Source organism: uncultured Paracoccus sp. (assembly GCF_947496875.1).
GTDB lineage: Bacteria > Pseudomonadota > Alphaproteobacteria > Rhodobacterales > Rhodobacteraceae > Paracoccus.
In genome coordinates, this window is record NZ_CANMEH010000001.1 from 135,799 (window position 1) to 152,806 (window position 17,008).

General features: G+C 72.9%; 14 protein-coding genes. 2 read left to right on the forward strand and 12 right to left on the reverse strand.

What is annotated here, in order from left to right; all coding sequences use genetic code 11:
* Nucleotides 1–86: 86 nt before the first annotated feature.
* Nucleotides 87–1,310, reverse strand: coding sequence for a TIGR01620 family protein (locus tag Q0938_RS00630; RefSeq protein ID WP_299358081.1), 1,224 nt, complete (start codon nt 1,308–1,310; stop codon nt 87–89).
* Nucleotides 1,311–1,355: 45 nt separating this feature from the next.
* On the reverse strand, nt 1,356–2,741 hold the full coding sequence (locus tag Q0938_RS00635) for a YcjX family protein (protein ID WP_299358083.1): 1,386 nt from the start codon (nt 2,739–2,741) through the stop codon (nt 1,356–1,358).
* A 111-nt stretch (nt 2,742–2,852) separates the two neighbouring features.
* Between Q0938_RS00635 and hrpB the strand changes: the two genes are divergently transcribed.
* The gene (gene hrpB, locus Q0938_RS00640; protein ID WP_299358085.1) at nt 2,853–5,342 is read left to right on the forward strand and encodes an ATP-dependent helicase HrpB; all 2,490 of its coding nucleotides are present in this window, start codon (nt 2,853–2,855) and stop codon (nt 5,340–5,342) included.
* 176 nt (nt 5,343–5,518) lie between these two features.
* Here hrpB and Q0938_RS00645 read toward each other — a convergent pair whose 3' ends face one another.
* From Q0938_RS00645 to Q0938_RS00690, 10 genes are all read right to left on the reverse strand, one after another.
* Entirely contained in the window at nt 5,519–6,097 is a 579-nt protein-coding gene (locus tag Q0938_RS00645; protein ID WP_299358087.1) for a sugar O-acetyltransferase, read from the reverse strand.
* Between the two features lie 174 nt (nt 6,098–6,271).
* Entirely contained in the window at nt 6,272–6,940 is a 669-nt protein-coding gene (locus tag Q0938_RS00650) for an outer membrane beta-barrel protein (protein WP_299358089.1), read from the reverse strand.
* A gap of 129 nt (nt 6,941–7,069) precedes the next feature.
* A complete protein-coding gene (locus tag Q0938_RS00655) occupies nt 7,070–7,576 on the reverse strand; it encodes a L,D-transpeptidase family protein (protein ID WP_299358091.1) in 507 nt (168 codons plus the stop codon).
* Between the two features lie 128 nt (nt 7,577–7,704).
* On the reverse strand, nt 7,705–8,907 hold the full coding sequence (locus Q0938_RS00660) for a class I SAM-dependent RNA methyltransferase (RefSeq protein WP_299358683.1): 1,203 nt from the start codon (nt 8,905–8,907) through the stop codon (nt 7,705–7,707).
* A gap of 155 nt (nt 8,908–9,062) precedes the next feature.
* Nucleotides 9,063–10,934 carry an ABC transporter ATP-binding protein gene (locus Q0938_RS00665; RefSeq protein ID WP_299358093.1) on the reverse strand — a complete coding sequence of 624 codons (1,872 nt, stop codon included), beginning with the start codon at nt 10,932–10,934 and terminating at the stop codon, nt 9,063–9,065.
* A complete protein-coding gene (locus tag Q0938_RS00670; RefSeq protein WP_299358686.1) occupies nt 10,934–12,130 on the reverse strand; it encodes a CCA tRNA nucleotidyltransferase in 1,197 nt (398 codons plus the stop codon). The genes Q0938_RS00665 and Q0938_RS00670 overlap by 1 nt, the downstream gene beginning before the upstream one ends.
* 53 nt (nt 12,131–12,183) lie before the next feature.
* Nucleotides 12,184–12,933 carry a CoA pyrophosphatase gene (locus Q0938_RS00675; RefSeq protein ID WP_299358095.1) on the reverse strand — a complete coding sequence of 250 codons (750 nt, stop codon included), beginning with the start codon at nt 12,931–12,933 and terminating at the stop codon, nt 12,184–12,186.
* Nucleotides 12,934–12,946: 13 nt separating this feature from the next.
* The gene (locus Q0938_RS00680) at nt 12,947–13,969 is read right to left on the reverse strand and encodes an Hsp33 family molecular chaperone HslO (RefSeq protein WP_299358098.1); all 1,023 of its coding nucleotides are present in this window, start codon (nt 13,967–13,969) and stop codon (nt 12,947–12,949) included.
* A gap of 182 nt (nt 13,970–14,151) precedes the next feature.
* Entirely contained in the window at nt 14,152–15,255 is a 1,104-nt protein-coding gene (gene hemH, locus Q0938_RS00685; protein WP_299358101.1) for a ferrochelatase, read from the reverse strand.
* A gap of 88 nt (nt 15,256–15,343) precedes the next feature.
* Entirely contained in the window at nt 15,344–16,183 is an 840-nt protein-coding gene (locus tag Q0938_RS00690) for a methyltransferase domain-containing protein (protein ID WP_299358103.1), read from the reverse strand.
* 4 nt (nt 16,184–16,187) lie between these two features.
* Here Q0938_RS00690 and Q0938_RS00695 point away from each other — a divergent pair, with 4 nt between their 5' ends.
* Nucleotides 16,188–16,964: a double zinc ribbon domain-containing protein gene (locus tag Q0938_RS00695; RefSeq protein WP_299358105.1), complete on the forward strand. Its 777-nt coding sequence runs from the start codon at nt 16,188–16,190 to the stop codon at nt 16,962–16,964.
* Nucleotides 16,965–17,008: the final 44 nt, after the last annotated feature.

A 17,008-nucleotide genomic window follows, 5' to 3' on the forward strand; every position in this document is an offset into this window, starting at 1 on the left:
GGGGGCGCGCAAGGAAAAGGGGAACCGGGACACGCGGCGGTCACGTTCGCCGGACGGCAGGCCCGTGCGGCGCCGCGCGACCCGCCTCAATCCGACCCGAACAGCCCCTTCAGCCCCCGGGTGACCAGGTTACCGACCTTGGGCCGGGGCTGGGTGAGGAAGGGCAGGGGGCGGCACACCTCCATCGCGGCGACGCCGACGCGGGCGGTCAGGGCCCCATTCACGATTCCCTCGCCGAAGCGGCGGCTGACTTTGGCCAGCACCCCGCCGCCCGCGACGGTCTGGATCAGGTCGTCGCCGGCCGCCACCGCGCCGGTCGCGACCAGATGCGCGATCACGGTGCGGGCCAGCCGCCAGCCACCGACCGCGCCCGCGCGCCCGCCATAGATTTCCGCCATCCGCCGGATCATCCGCAGATTCGCCGCCATCGCCGCGGCCACATCGGCCAGCGCCAGCGGGATCAGCGCCGTGGCGGCGGCCACGGTTCGGGCCGCGGCCTCGATCTCGCGCCGGGCCTGCTGGTCCAGCGGGGCCAGCAGCTCGGCCTCGGCCATGCCCAGCAGGGTCGCCGCGTCGAACACCTCGCCGCGCCGTTCGGCCAGGCGCTGCCGCGCCCAGGCAAGCTCCGGCCGCCGGGCATAGAGCGCGTCGAGCCGGTCGACGGTCGCCCGGGCGCCGGCCAGATCGCCCCGGGCCAGCGCGGCGCCGGCATCGCGGTGGATCGCGTCGATCCGGGCGAACCGCGCCCAGGCCGCGTATTCCCGCACGCCCACCGCCAGCGCAGCCAGGGTGAAGGCGGCGAACAGCGCGATGCCGACCCAGCCCAGCACCGGATAACGGGCCATTAGGTCGTCGAAGAACCGCAGTGCCGCCATCGCCAGCAGGAAGCTCAGCAGCGCGACCGCCGAATTGACGAAGAACCGGGTCACCGGGGACGGGCCGCCGCCGACGATCCGGGTCACCATCTCCATCGTGCGGGGGCGCGGCAGGGGCGCAGCGTGGCCGTCGTCGATCGGCGGCGCGTCGGCGGGGGACGGTGGCGCGGTGGCGCCGCGCGGGGGCCGGGCGTCGCGTCCGTCACCCCCGCCCGCCGCGCCGGCGCGCGGGGCGGCGTGGCCCGGCTGCGGCGGCGCATCACCTGCCCGCAGCGTCGGCCCCGACCCGCGGGTGGGCCGGGGCGAACCGGAGGTCGCGGAGGCCGGCCGCGCCGCGCCCTCGCTTCCCGGGTCGGCCGGCCCGTAGTCGATCAGCACCGGCCGCCGCCGCGGCGGCGGGGTGGTGCCGGGGTCGCGCGGCCCGTTCTCAGCCATGGGACACTCCATCCGATCCGGCGCCGCCCGGGACCGCGGCGCGCATCACAGCCGGTCCCCGAACAGGAACTCGGCGGCCCGGTCCAGCCGGATATGCGGCGGCCCGTCGCCGGTGCGCAGGGTGGCCGGCGCCGGGGCAAAGTTCATGATCGCATAGTCGGCATCCAGCCATTGCGTCGCCCCCGCGCGTGCCGGGGCCAGCAGGTCGGCGGGGTTGTCCGGCAGCTCGCCCGGATAGAAGGCCGCCTGGCGGCCATCCATCAGCGTGCCGCGCACCGCGGGCAGGTCCTGCCCGTCCTGGTGGATCATTTCCTCGGTCGTGGTGCGCAGGGCGGCGATCGCCATCGCATCGGTCCGGGCGCCTTGGAAATCGGCGCGGTCGCGGGCCTCGCGCAGCATCGCGGTCAGGATGTTGGTCAGCCGCTGGTGCTGGACGTGGTGCAGGTGGTCGGCCTTGGTGGCGGCGAACAGGATGCGTTCGACCCGGCGGGTGCCCAGCAGTTGCGCCAGCCATCCGGCCCGACCGGGGCGGAACGCCGACAGGATGTCGGCCATCGCCCGGCGGGTATCCTCGACCGCGCGGGGTCCGGCGTGGATCGCGCCCAGCACGTCGGTCAGCACCACCTGCCGGTCGATGCGGGCGAAATGGTCGCGGAAGAACGGCTTGACGACCCGCGACTTGTACGCGTCGAAGCGGCGCTGGAACTCGCGCGCGATCGGCCCCGGGCGGCCGCCGGGGGCCGGTGGCAGCGGCGCAAATGTCAGCGCCGGCGAGCCGTCCAGTTCCCCCGGCAGCAGGAACCGGCCCGGGGTGCAGTCGGAAAAGCCCGCGTCGCGCGCCGCGTGCAGATAGGCGGTATAGGCGGCCGCCAGCCGCTGCGCCGTCGGCTCGTCGAACCCCGCGCGGGCGTCCACGGATGACGCGGCGGCCAGGTAGGCGGCGGCGCCGGGGCGGTCCTGCATCCGGTCCAGCACCTCGGCCGACCAGGCGGCAAAGCTCTTGTCCATCAGCCGCAGGTCCAGCAGCCATTCGCCGGGATAGTCGACGATATCGAGATGCACGGTGCGGATACCCCGCAGCCCGCCGAACATGCCGCGGGGCTGCACCCGCAGCGACAGCCGCAGCTGGCTGACATGGCGGGTGCCCTCGGGCCAGTGCGGGTCGGGGCCGGTCAGCGCCGCCAGATGCCGTTCGAAGTCGAAGCGCGGCACCGTGTCGTCGGGCTGAGGCTGCAGCCAGGCGGCCTTCAGCGTGCCGTCGGCGGCGGCCCGCAGCGCCGGCATCCGGCCGCGGTCCAGCAGGTTCGCCACCATGGAGGTGATGAACACCGTCTTGCCCGCCCGGCTCAGCCCCGTGACGCCCAGCCGGATCACCGGATCGCCCAGACCCAGCCCCCGCATCAGCCCTTCGGCAGTATCACTCAGACCCATGCGTATCCCGGCCCCTCTGGAACGGCCCGCAACATAGGTCGGCCGCGACGGGATGTGTAGGGCGCGCCGGCCCGGCTGGCATCGGGGCGCGTTTCGCGGCACACCGGCGCCATGCCCGCCCCCCCCGCATCATACGCTTCGCCCAGTGACGGCTCGCCCCGCCTGCCGATCGAGGACGCGCTGCCGGAGCTGCGCCGGGCGCTGGCCGCGCAGGGCCGGGCGGTGCTGGTCGCACCGCCCGGCGCCGGCAAGACGACGCGGGTGCCGCTGGCGCTGCTGGACCGGATCGCCGGGCGCATCCTGATGCTGGAACCGCGGCGGCTGGCGGCGCGGGCCGCCGCCGAACGGATGGCGGCGACGCTGGGCGAGCGGCCGGGCGACACCGTCGGTTATCGCATCCGCGGCGAGGCGGTGCCCGGCGCCCGGATCGAGGTCGTGACCGAGGGCATCCTGACCCGGATGATCCAGTCGCAGCCCGATCTGCCCGGCGTGGGCTGCGTGATCTTCGACGAATTCCACGAGCGCAGCCTGAACGCGGATCTGGGGCTGGCGCTGGTCTGGGAGGCGCGCGCCGCGTTGCGCCCCGATCTGGCACTGCTGGTCATGTCGGCGACGCTGGACGCGGCCCCGGTCGCGGCGCTGCTGGACGACGCGCCGGTGGTGCGATCCGACGGGCAGGCCTTTCCGGTTGAGACCCGCTGGCTCGACCGTCCGCTGGCTGCAGGGGCGCGCCTGATCGCCGAGGCCGCGCGCCTGATCGCACGGGCCGCGGCCGAGACGCGCGCGGACCCCGGCGGCACGATCCTGGCGTTCCTGCCGGGCGAGGGCGAGATCCGCCGCGTCGCCGCGCTGCTGGCGGCCGAGCCCGGGCTGGAGGCCGAGATCGCCCCGCTGTTCGGGGCGATGGACCTGCGCGCCCAGCGGGCGGCGCTGGCCCCCCCGGGCGCGACGCGGCGGATCGTGCTGGCAACCTCGATTGCCGAAACCTCGCTGACCATCCCGGGCGTTCGGGTGGTGGTGGATGCCGGTCGCGCCCGGCGGTCGCGGTTCGATCCGGGGTCCGGGATGACCCGGCTGGTCACCGAGCGGGTCAGCCGGGCCGAGGCCGACCAGCGCCGCGGCCGCGCCGGGCGGGTGGCGCCGGGCATGTGCTACCGCATGTGGGCGCGGGCCGAGGAGGGCGCCCTGCCGGAATTCGCGCCGCCCGAGATCGCGACCGCGGACCTGACCGGACTGGCCCTGGAACTCGCCGCCTGGGGGACCGCCGACGGGACCGGGCTGGCGTTCCTGACCCCGCCGCCCGCCGCCCCGCTGGCCGAGGCGCGGGCGCTGCTGGCCGGGCTGGGGGCGCTGGACGACCCCGGGCCGGAGGGGCGGATCACCAACCATGGGCGCGCCCTGGCGGCGCTGCCGCTGCATCCGCGGCTGGGCCACATGTTGCTGACCGCCGGGCGGGGCGCGGCCGAGCTGGCGGCGCTGCTGGCCGATCGCGACCCGCTGCGCGGCGCGCCGGCCGATCTGGCGCTGCGGCTGCAGGCGCTGGCCGATCCGCGGGGCTTTGCGGCCCGGCATCCGTGGGACCTGCAGCCGGCAGCCATCGACCGGATTCGGGCCGAAGCCGCGCGGTTGCGCCGGATGGCGCCGGCGGCCCGTGCCGGTGCGCCGCTGTCCGTGGGGGGGATGGCCTCGCTCGCCTATCCCGACCGGATCGGCAGGCGGCGCCCGGGGACCGCGCCGCGCCATGTCCTGTCTGGCGGCCGGGGCGCGGTGATGGCGGAGGACGATCCGCTGGCGGCGGTGCCGCTGATCGTCGCCACCGACCTGGACGGAGACGCGCGCGAGGCGCGAATCCGCATGGCCGCGCCGCTGGATGAGACCGAGTTGCGGGCGCTGCACGGCGGCCGGATCGTCACCGAACAGCGGGTCGAATGGTCGCGCCGGGACGGTCGGGTGGTGGCCCGCGCCCAGGAACGGCTGGGCGCCTTGGTGCTGGCCGAGCGGGCGCTGGAGGACGTCGATCCGGGGCTGCTGGCGCGGGCGGCGGTCGAGGGGCTGCGCGACCTAGGGTTGCCGTGGACGGCGGCGGCGCGGCGGCTGCGGGCGCGCATGGCGCTGGTCGAGGGTTTGGGGCCGGTGGACGACGCGGCGCTGCTGGACGATCCGGGCTGGCTGCTGCCCTATCTCGGCGGGGCGCGCAGCGCCGCCGAGCTGAAGGCGCTGGACCTGGTGCCGGCGCTGCTGGCGCGGATCGGCTGGGACGGGCAGCAGCGCCTGGACCGCGTCGCACCGTCGCATTTCACCACCCCGCTGGGGCGCCGCGTGCCGATCGACTATGACGCCGAGGTGCCGACGATCTCGGCGCGCCTGCAGGAATTCCTGGGGGTCACGCAGCACCCGCAGGCGGGCGGACGGGCGCTGCGGGTGACGCTGCTGTCGCCGGCGTCACGGCCGATCGCGGTGACCACCGACCTGCCGGGATTCTGGGCCGGCGCCTATCCCGAGGTGCGCAAGGAGATGCGCGGCCGCTATCCCCGCCATGTCTGGCCCGAGGACCCGACGGCCGCTGATCCGACCCTGCGCGCCAAGCCGCGGGGGACCTGAAATCAGCGTGCAGGATCATGCGACGTTCACGCATGGTTCATGCAGTTTTCATGCATTGTTCCGGGCCGCGAACGGGATTGGCCAAGGGCATGCCGCGCCAGCCGCCGTCTGAAGACAGGGGCTGTCCGCAAACCTTATCGTCCGCTTTGCGGGACACAGCTGCGGTGGCTGGAAAGTCATGGCCGATGCCCGCGCTCTCCGTCCTGGATCTTTCGGAGGACACGGCAGGGGTTGCCCGCGGCAAGCACGCCGGCCGGAATGTCGCGGGTGACGACACTGCCCGCCCCGATCACGGCGCCCGCGCCGATGCTGACGCCCGGCAGGATGAGGGCGCCCGCCCCGACCCACACGTCGGGTCCGATCGTGATCGGCTGGCCATACTCTTCCTTGCGGCGCAGCCCGGCATCCAGCGGGTGCATCGGGGTCAGGATCTGCACGCCGGGCCCGAACATGCTGTAATCACCGATGGTGACCCTGCAGACGTCCAGCACCACGCAGTTGAAGTTGAAGAAGACGCGTTCGCCCAGCTCGATGTTGCTGCCGTAATCGCAATGGAAGGGTGGCTGCATCCAGACCGATTCGCCGCCTTTGCCGAAAAGGGCGATGCACAGATGCCGGCGAAGATCCTCTTCCGCGTCAGGGGAGGCGTTGAGCTGCTGGCAAAGATCCCTGGCCCGGCGTCTCTCGGCGACGAGAGCGGGATCGAGGGCGTTGTACAGGTCGCCGGCCAGCATCTTCTGTTTCGCCGTCTTCATCGGCCCCGCTCGTCACGACATTCACTGAGTCGATGGTCAGATAGGCATGGATGCGGATCGGTGACATGGTGAGCCGGGCGATGAGAAGGACCGGAGCGAAGACCGATGCCGCACGGCTCCCAAAAGAAAAGGCGCCGCGATTGCGGCGCCTGATCGGGATCGGGGCGGGCCGGATCAGAACCGGAAGGAGGCGTTCACGCTGATGGTGCCGAAATCCCAGTCGACCTCGTCGTCCAGCCCGTCGGCATCGACATCCTGATCCACCTCGAAGCTGCTGTTCATCCATTCGAGGCCGACCATGAAGCGCGGGGTCGCCATGAACTTGGCGCCCAGGCCATAGGCGAACCCGGTCTCGGTGGCGTCGCCCGAGGGCGAGTCGATTTCGGCGCGGGCCAGGCCGATCGCGGCATAGGGCAGCCACCTGCCGGCGTCATAGCCGGCCAGCAGCTTGCCGCGCAGCAGGTTGCCATCGACCTCGCCGAGTTCGTCGTCCAGGTCGAGCCCGTCGAACTCGAAATCGTCGAGCCTGTCATAGGACAGTTCCGCGCCGCCGACGAAGCGACCGTAATCGCGCAGGTAGCCGGCGTGCACACCATAGTTGCGCGCGTCGACGTCAATGTCGGACGGGACGAAGCCGGCCGGATAGTCGATCTCGCCGTCGGTCTTGCCGCCCTGCAGGCCGGCGTAGAAGCCGGTCCAGTCATTGCCGTATGACGCGACCGGCGCGACATCCAGCGGCGATTCGATCACCGGGGTTTCGACCACGGGCGCGGCGTAACCGCCGGCCGAGGCCGCAGCGGCGCTGACGGCGACGAGACCGGCGGCCAGAGACATCTTGAACATGACACCCTCGCAAAAGCTGTTGATGGGGTGAAGTTACGCCCCGGACGCCCGCATGTCAGCGGGGGCGGCGCGGTTTTGCCGCGGACTGTGGCCCGGTTAACACATAAGAAGATGTGAATGTATGACCGTTCAGGGTCTGATCACCACCGGGACGCCCTTGCCCACCATGGCAAAGATCTCTTCGATCTCCTCGTCGCCCACGGCGATGCAGCCGGCGGTCCAGTCGGGCTTGCGCACGGCGTTGCCGTAGGGGCCGCGACCGTGGATCATGATGTCGCTGCCGGCGCTGCGGCCGAAGGCCAGCGCCCGTTCGACGTCGGGGCTGTGCGGATAGGAGATGCCCAGCGACAGGTGGTACTGGCTGGCCGGATTGTGGCGATCGATGAAATAGACGCCCTCGGGCGTGCGGCCGTCGCCCTCGAACATCTTGGGGCCGACCGGCTGGTTGCCGAGATCGACCTGGTAGCCCTTGAGCACCTGGGTGCCGCTGAGCAGGTACATCCGGCGGTCGGACTTGTCGACGAAGATCTGGGTGACCGGCGGACCGGAATAGCTGCGGAACTTGGACGCGGGTTCCGTTCCCCCACAGGCCGCCAGCGCGGCCAGCATCGTCACCGCCAGGGTGGCGCGCATCATACGAATCATCTCTGCCCCATCTGCCGCTGTTTCAGCGTGTCGTTTGACGGAAATCTACCATCCGGGGCGCGGTCCCGCCAGCGCCGAGATGCAGCCGGAGCCAGGGGCGATACGTCGAATGCCGCCGATCAGCTGCGGCGGAACCCGGCGACAGTCTCGACATGGGCCGACCAGCGGAACTGGTCCACCACGTCGATCGTGGTCAGTTCATAGCCGCCCTGGACCAGCCGCCGCGCGTCGCGGGCGAAGGTGACCGGGTCGCAGCTGACCCAGGCCACCACCGGCACCCGGCTGTCGGCCAGCGCCGCGGCCTGGGCGGCGGCGCCGGCGCGCGGCGGGTCGATCACCACAGCGTCGAAGCGGGCCAGTTCGTCCGGCAGCAGGGGCCGGCGCGCGAGGTCGCGGGTTTCCGTGGTGACGCGGCGCAGCCCGGGGGCGGTGCGCCAGCCGGCGTCCAGCGCCGCCAGCGGTTCCGCGAGACCCTCAACCGCGTGCAGGTCGGCGGTTTCGGCCAGCGGCAGGGTGAAGGTGCCGATCCCGGCGTAGAGATCCGCGATCCGGGTGGCGCCGCCGACGATCCGGCGCACCGCCTGCAGCAACGCGGCCTCGCCCTCGGCCGTGGCCTGCAGGAAGGCGCCGGGCGGAGGCACCACCTGCGCGCGCCCCATCGGCAGCGCCGGCATGCGGCGGATCAGCGGCACGCCGCTCCAGTCCAGCCGCGCCCAGTCGGCGGCGTCCGCCAGCGCCGCCAGATCGGCCAGCAGCTCGGCGCTTGTGGGTTTGCCGCCGGTCACTGCCACGTCGAGACCTGCGGGGGTTTCGGTCACCGTCAGCGCCAGTTCGCCCGACCGCGAGCCGCCGCGCAGCACGAGTTCGCGCAGGTTGGGCAGGGCGGCCAGGATCGCCGGACGGACAACCAGGCAGTCGGTGACATCCACGACCTGGTCGGAGGCGCGGGCGTGGAACCCGACCAGCGCGCCTCGTTTCGTGCGCCGCCCGGACAGCACCGCGCGCCGGCGCGAGCGGGGCGGCGAGGTGTGGATGCCGTTCACCTGCGCCGTGATCCCCTGCGCCGCCAGCGCCGCGGTAACCACGCCGGTTTTCCAGCTGGCCACGAAATCGTCGCGGGCGTGCATCAGTCGGCAGCCGCCGCAGGCGCGGTAATGCGGGCAGGGGGCCCGGACCCGGTCGGGCGAAGGGGCGACGATCCGCGGCGCCGCGATCACGCCGGCGGCGGCGGTGCCCTCGATGTCTTCGCCGGGCAGGGTCATGGGGGCGAAGGCGCGGTCTGGCGGGTGGTCCGGTGCGCAGTCCGCGTCCGGTTGCGCCACCGCGACGCCATCGCCGCGGCGGTTCAGGCGGTCCACCCGCCAGCGGGTAAGCGAGCCGGTCGCAGTGGCAGCGACATGGGGTGAGGCGGGGGCCGGGACAGGCGCGTCCGCAGCCCCGCTCGCCCTCCCGATCGTCCTGCCGGCCGCCGGCGGGGTCACTCGGCCGCCTCTTGCCCGTCCCGGGCCTGCTGGTCGTCCTGTTCGTCGGTGGACAGGAACCCGCCCGACTGCCGGTTCCAGTAGCGGGCGTAGAGCCCGCCATGGGCCAGCAGCTGGGCATGGGTGCCCTGTTCGACGATCCGGCCGTCATGCAGGACCACGATGCGGTCCATCTCGGCGATGGTGGACAGGCGGTGGGCGATCGCCAGCACCGTCTTGCCGCGCATGACGCGGGTCAGCGCCTCCTGGATCAGGGCCTCGACCTCGCTGTCGAGCGCGCTGGTCGCCTCGTCCAGCACCAGGATCGGCGCGTCCTTCAGAAAGGCGCGGGCCAGGGCGATGCGCTGGCGCTGGCCGCCCGACAGCTTGACCCCGCGTTCGCCCAGATGCGCGTCGTAGCCGGTGCGGCCGGTGGCATCGCGCAGCCCCAGGATGAAGTCGTGCGCCTCGGCGGCGCGGGCGGCGGCGACCAGTTCCACCTCGGTGGCGTCGGGGCGGCCGTAGAGGATGTTCTCGCGCGCCGAGCGGTTGAACAGGGCGGTGTCCTGGGTGACCATGCCGATGTTGCGGCGCAGGCTCTCCTGGGTGACGCCGCGCACGTCCTGCCCGTCGATGCGGACGGCGCCGCTTTCGACGTCGTAGAGCCGCAGCAGCAGCGCGACCAGCGTCGACTTGCCCGCCCCCGAGGCGCCGACGATGCCGATCCGTTCGCCGGGGGCGACCGACAGGGTCAGGTCGGCGATGCCGCCGGTCTCGCGGCCATAGGCGAACGCCACCCGGTCGAAGTCGAGCCGCCCGGCCACCCGGCCCAGCCCCACGGCGTCGGGGGCATCGGTCAGGTCATGGGCGACGGTCAGGGTGTGCATCCCGTCCTCGACCTCGCCGATCGAGCCCCAGATGCCCATAAGCGCCATGCTGACCCAGCCGGTCATCTGCGCCAGCCGCAGCGAGATCGCGCCGGACGCGGCGATGTCGCCGGGCGTGGCCTGGCCGCGCGCCCACATCAGCATCGCGCCGCCCACCAGCACCACCGGCAGCAGCCCGGCGACGACGGTCAGGGACAGGCGGAACCAGGTGTTCACCCGCCCGAAATCCAGCGCCCGGTCGCGGAACGTGCCCATCGCGCCCAGCGCGGCCTGATCCTCGTATTCGTCGCTGGCGAACAGCTTGACGGTCTTGATGTTGGTGATCGTATCGACGACCTGGCCGGTGATCATCGCCCGGGCGCTGGCCCGGGCCTTGGACCGGCGGCGGATGCGGGGCAGGAAATAGCGGATCAGCTGCAGATACATCGCCAGCCAGACCAGCAGCACGACCGCGCCCCACATTTCCACCGACACCAGATAGATGGCGCTGCCCACCACCGCCGACAGCGCGAAGGTCGCGGTGTTGACCATCTCGCTGGCGACATCGGTGACGGCGCGGGCGGTCTGCATCTGCTTCTGCGCGATGCGGCCGGCAAAGTCGTTGTCGAAGAAGGCGACGGCGTGGCCCATCGTCCAGCGGTGCAGCCGCGACAGCACCAGCGGCAGGATGTTGGGGGTGATGATCACGTTCGAGGTGGCGGTCGACACGCCGATGATCGCCGGCCGGATCACCACGAAGAACAGCACGAACAGGGTGATCAGCGGCCAGTTGTCGCCCAGCGTGCGCCCGTCGGCCGTCCCGGCGGCCAGATCGACGACCGCGCCCAGCAGCATCGCCGAGGCGACCTCGGCGGCCCCCGACAGGGCCGAGGTCACCCCGGCCACGCCCAAGCCCGGCCAGGCGCCGCGCAGGCACCAGCGAAAGAACGCCAGCAGCGTCGCCGGCGGCGGCCCGTCGGCGGGGCGGAAGGCGTCGATCATGCGGGACAGGCGCTCGTGCATCAGTCGGCCTTTCCGGTCAGCCGGGCGATGTCGATCAGCGCCGGCGCGGGCAGCAGGAATCCCGATTCGATCCACGCGGCCTCGGCCGCCCGCAGCCCGGCGCCGAGGGCGGGCCCCTGTAGGTCGCCGGTCAGATCGGCGGCCCGGATCGGCAGGACCTGCGCGGCGGCGTGCCGGATCCGGTCCGGCCAGCCCGGCGGCGGGGTGGTGCCGCGGCCGGCCCGCAGCAGCGCGATCCGGGCGGCGCGGGCGGCGCCCAGACGATAAGCGGCCTCGTCTAGCGGTCCGGTGAAGCCCAGTTCCGCCAGGGCCCGCGTCTCATCGCGCGACAGGCGCAGCGCGGCGGCCGGATCGGCCCCGCCCAGCGCCGCCAGCCGAACCCGCCAGTCGGGCGCGATACCGTCAGCGTCGGGGAAATCGGCCCGGCGCAGCTCTGCCGCGATCCCCGCCTCGGCGGCGACGAGGGCAGGCAGCGCCGCCGCGTCGGCGCCGGGCAGGATTCGGTCCAGCACGCCGCAGTCCGCCATCAGCCGCATGGCGTCGGTCGGGTCGGGGGCGGCCAGCAGCTTGCGCATCTCCGCGCCGATCCGTTCCCGCGAGATCCGGTCCAGCCCCCCTGCGTGGCGGGCGCAGGCGCCCAGCGCGTCCGGGTCGGCGGCGCCGGGGTGACCATATTGCGCGTGAAAGCGGAAGAACCGCAGGATCCGCAGGTAGTCCTCGGTGATCCGCGCGTCGGCGTCGCCGACAAAGCGCAGCCGCCGTGCGGCCAGGTCCGGCAGCCCGCCCACCGGGTCGATGACCGTGCCGTCGGGGCGGGCGTAGAGCGCATTCATGGTGAAATCGCGGCGGTGAGCGTCCTCGGACAGGTCGTCCGAAAAGGCCACGACCGCATGCCGGCCGAAGGTCTCGACGTCGCGGCGCAAGGTCGTGACCTCGAACGGGCGGCCGTCGGCGATCACGGTGATGGTGCCGTGCTCGGCCCCGGTCGGCACCGCCTTGAGCCCGGCTGCCCGGGCCAGCGCGGTGGTCTGGTCGGGGCGGGCGTCGGTGGCGATGTCGATGTCGACCACCGGCACGCCCAGCAGGGCGTTGCGCACCGCGCCGCCGACGATCAACGCCTGATGGCCGTCCAGCGCCGCCAGGACTCGGCGCAGCGCCGGGTCGGCGGTGATCGCGGCGGGCAGGCGCGCCGGCATCGCGCCGCCACCGTCCACGTCTTTGGCAGCGGCCGGGGGCGCGGCGGGGCCGGTCATGCCGACAGCCTCAGTGCCAGCGAATGCAGCACCCGGGCGGTCGCGCCCCAGATGTAATAGGGGCCCCACGGCGCGACCCGATAGGACCGCCAGTCGCCCCGCCAGCGCCGCCGTTCGAAGCGATAGCTGGCCGGGTCGGCGATATGGGCGAACGGCACCTCGAACACCTCGTCCACCTCGCCCAGTTCGGGGACGGGGGTGAAATCGCCGTGGATCAGTCCGACCACCGGCACCATGCAGAAGCCGGTGACGGTCAGGTGGCCGGGCATGGTGCCCAGCACCTCGACCTGGGCCGGGGGCAGGCCCACCTCTTCATGCGCCTCGCGCAGGGCGGCGGCGGTCTCGTCGGCGTCGCCGGGATCGACCTTGCCGCCGGGCAGGGCGATCTGGCCCGGATGGTGGCGCAGGCCGCTGGCCCGCTTGGTCAGGATCAGCCGGCCGTCGGTCCGGAATGCGGCAAGCACCCCCGCCGGCCGGGGCGCGGGATGCGGCACCGCCCCCCAGCTCGGGACCGGGGCATCCGCGGCACCGGCCCCCGTTGCCGCGCCGGTGGCGGCCGGGATCGCGTTGCCGTCGAAATCGGAACTGGGGCCGGTCAGCTCGGTGCGCAGGGCGGCCAGAAGCCGGGCCCGGATGTCGGCGGGCGCGCCCGCGTCGGGATGCGTTTGCGCGCGCCCACCCACGGCCGCAGGGGCGAGGCGCCCCGCAACCCGATCATCGTCCCGGTTCCGGTGCCCCTCGGTCATGCGCCCGCCCTGGTCACTCGGCCACCTCGATCGGGTCGCCGTTCTCGTCGATCGTCGCCTCGAACCCCAGGCTGCGGGGGTCGAACTCGTAATGCGCGCCACAGAACTGGCAGTCGGCGGTGACCCGCCCATCGGCCGTGGTCATGTGGGCAATGTCCTTGGCCGAATAGATCGACAGCGTGCCGCGGACCCGGTCGGGGCTGCAGGAACAGCCGAACTCGACCCGCTGCGGGTCGAAGACGCGGGGCGTTTCCTCGTGGAACAGGCGCACCAGCAGGTCGGTGGGGGCGACGGTCGGGCCGATCAGCTCCAGCGCGTCGACGGTGTCGAGCAGATGGTTGGCCCGGTTCCAGTCCTCGGATTCCCCGCCCTGCAGGATGTCGGCCGCCTCGATCAGCCCGCCCAAGCCGCTGCCGCCCGCGGCGGCAGGGTCCATCGGCTGACCGGGCAGGGTCTGCAGCATCACCCCGCCGGCGCGCCAGCGTTCCCTGTCGCCGGGCAGGACCGAGCGCGCCTGGGCCAGCGCAAAGCGGGTAGGCAGCTGTTCGGACTGCGCGAAATAGGTCTGCGCGCAGGCTGACAGCGACCCGCCGGAGAGCGGGGTGATCCCCTGGTAGGGGACGTTGCCGGGGCCTTGGTCGATCAGGATCGCGAAATACCCCTCGCCGATCAGGCCGAACGGATCGGCGGTCGGGGCGTCGTGCAGGCGGTCGGCGTCGAAGCTGGCCCAGGCGCGCATCCGCGCCGGCCCGCCCTCTTCGGCGGGCGCAAAGAAATCGGCGGCGAGCGTCCGGACCGGCCCGTTGCCGCGCACCTGCAGCGACAGTTTCCAGCGCAGCTTGACGGTCGGCCCGATCAGGGCTGCCAGCAGCGCCAGTTCGGCGACCAGCGCGGCCACCGAGGCCGGGTAGTCGTGTCGCGACAGGATATGTTCCAGCACCCCGTCGAGCCGCGCGACCCGGCCGCGCACGCCCGACCGGTCCAGCTGGAACGGCAGGACGGTGTCGTCCCAGACGATCTGGTTGATGTTGGTCATCGTTGCCTTTCGGAAATCTGGCGCACCCGTGCGGGTGCGGTGTCGCCAGACTATATATGGCCCCGATCGCCGATCCCAAGGTCGCGGCCCTGCCGCCACGCCCCGACGTGCCGTCGCCGTCCGGAGATCCGGCCGCTTCGCGCGCGGTCGGGCGGCGCCGGGGCCGCCCGCGGGGGCTCCGCTCAGGCGGCGCGGTCCGCCGGAACGGCCGCCGCGCCGTGGCCCGGCCCGTCCACCCAGCCGGTCAGGTTTTCCGCGACCAGGTCGGTCAGCAGGGCGATATGGGCGTCGTCGTCGTTCAGGCAGGGCACGTAGGTGAAGTCCTTGCCGCCCGCATGTTCGAAGCTTTCGCGGATCTCGCCGTTGATCTCCTCCAGCGTCTCGATGCAGTCGGTGGCGAAGGCGGGCGAGATCACCGCGATGTCGGTGATGCCGCGGCGGGCCAGGTCGGCCACGTGCTCGACCGTGTAGGGGCGCAGCCATTCCTCCTTGCCGAACACCGACTGGAAGGTGGTGTCGATCGTCTCGGCGGGCCAGCCCAGCCGTTCGCGCAGCAGGCGCGTCGTCTTCTGGCACTGGCAGTGATAGGGGTCGCCCTGCATCAGGTAGCGCCTGGGCATCCCGTGATAGCTGCAGACCAGCTTTTGCGGGCGCCGGCCCTGCAGCGTGCGTTCGACCGACTGGGCCAGCGCGTCGATATAGTCGGGGCGTTCGAAATATTCCGCGACGGTGCGGACCGCGGGCTGGCGGAACTGCTTCATCAGCGCCCGGAACAGCTCGTCATTGGCGGTGCCCGTCGTTGCCCCGGCATATTGCGGATAGAGCGGCAGGAACACGATCCGGTCGCAGCCGGCCTGCACCATCCGGGTCAGCACCGATTCCGTCGACGGGTTGCCGTAGCGCATGCAGAAATCGACCATCACCCGGTCGCCCCAGCGCTGCGCGCAGGACTGCGCCAGCTTGTCGACCTGCTGGCGGGTCAGGGTCATCAGCGGGCTTTCGTTCCGCTCGGTGTTCCAGATCGACCGGTAGTTCGCGCCTGAGGTGAACGGCCGCTTGGTCAGGATGATCGCCTGCAGCAGCGGCTGCCATTTCCAGCGCGGGATGTCGATGACCCGCCGGTCGGAAAGGAACTGGTTCAGATAACGGCGCATCGACCAGTAATCATGCCCGTCCGGGGTGCCGAGATTGGCGACCAGCACGCCCACCTTGGGGGTCGGGATGGCGGGGTGATCCGCGGGCGCGTGGCGCGGCTGGTAGAGATCGGCGGAGACGTCTTTGGGCATCGGTACCTCTGGCGGCGGCTGGGGGCGGACGGGACGGTGGGCAAAGGGTTGGGGTCGCAGGGTTGGCGGTGGCCGGGATGGCGGCGGGTCAGGATCGGGCGCGGGCCAGCGCCTCGGCAAGGGGCATCCGGGCGGTTCCGGGGCGAAGCGGGCGGGGCTGGCTGTCGGCCGGGGCCCAGCCGGTCAGCACCACCAGGTCGAAACCGACCTGGATGCGTCCCGGTTCCTGCGGATCGGCGGCGATCTGCGACAGGATCGCCGCGGCGCGGGCAAACAGCGACCGCGTGGCGAAACGGCGGGCGCGCAGGGCCAGGGCGTTGCCCTCGCCCATGGCGCGCAGGTCGCGGGCCAGGTGGAACAGGTCGCGATAGCTGACCAGCTGGGTCATCTGGTCGGCCACCGGCAGGGCCAGCCCGGCGCGGGACAGCAGCGCGCCCAGATCGCGGATCTCGCCGAACGGCAGCAGCCGCGGGGACAGCCCGCCGGTCAGTTCGACCTCGGCCCGGGTCAGCGCCGCCCGCAGCGGCGCCAGCGTCTCGCCGCCCGGCAGGATCGCCAGGAACAGCCCGTCGGGGCGCAAGGCACGGGCGCATTGCACGATTTGGCCCACCGGATCGTCGGCCCAGTGCAGGGACAGGGCGTGGATCACCAGGTCGAAGGCGCCGGGCGCGAGGTCCAGCACCGGATCATCGGCGACCACCCGGGCCCCGGGAAAACCCGCCTGCCACGGTCCGGGCAGGCCGGTGACCACCGCGACGTCCGTAAAGTCCCTGTTAATGTCGACCAGCCTATCCTGCACCTCGTCCAGCGCCAGCCGGTGCAGCCAGTCCGCGGTGCCCGTACGCGCGGCGCGCGCCCGCTGGCGGAGCAGCGCGGCACGGTCGGTCAGGCGGGGCGTTCCCGCCGCTGGGTCAGGGGGCCGGGTCATCAGCATGCAACTTAGGGTGCTTCGGGGCGCGATGAAAGCGGGGCTGCGGCTGGTCTATCCGCCACATTGCCTGTCCTGCGCGGACTCCGTGGAAATCGACGGGTCGCTGTGCCCCGTCTGCTGGCGGGACGCCGATTTCATCGCCGGCACCGCCTGCAGCCGCTGCGGCGCGCCGCTGCCCGATGACGGCCATCCGGTCGCGGCGCTGGCCGGACCGCCGGATCCCGGCGACGATGTGATCTGCGACGACTGCCTGACCGTGGCCCGCCCGTGGGAGGCCGGGCGCGCGGCGCTGGTCTATGCCGGGACCGGACGGGGGCTGGTGCTGGCGCTGAAACATGGCGACCGGCCCGATCTGGGGCCGCCGCTGGGACGCTGGCTGGCGCAGGCGGCGGCGCCGCTGGTGGTGCCGGGGATGGTGGTGGCGCCGGTGCCGCTGCATTTCGGACGGCTGGTCCGGCGCAAGTACAACCAGGCCGCGATGCTGTCCGCCCAGGTGGCGCGGGTGCACGGGTTGGCGCATCTGCCCGACCTGCTGTGCCGGACCCGGGCCACGCCCGCGCAGGACCACGGCAGCGTCGCCGATCGGTTCCGGAACGTCGCCGGGGCGCTGGCGATCAACCCACGCCGGGCCGACGCGGCGGCCGGCCGGCCGGTGCTGCTGGTCGACGACGTGATGGCCTCGGGCGCGACGCTGGCCGCGGCGGCCGAGGCGCTGGTGGCGGCCGGCAGCGGGCCGGTCCGCGTGGCCGTGCTGTGCCGCGCGGTGCGCGAGCGATGAGCATCGCGGTCGCATCGCCGGTCTTTTCTTTCCCCTCGCCGGTC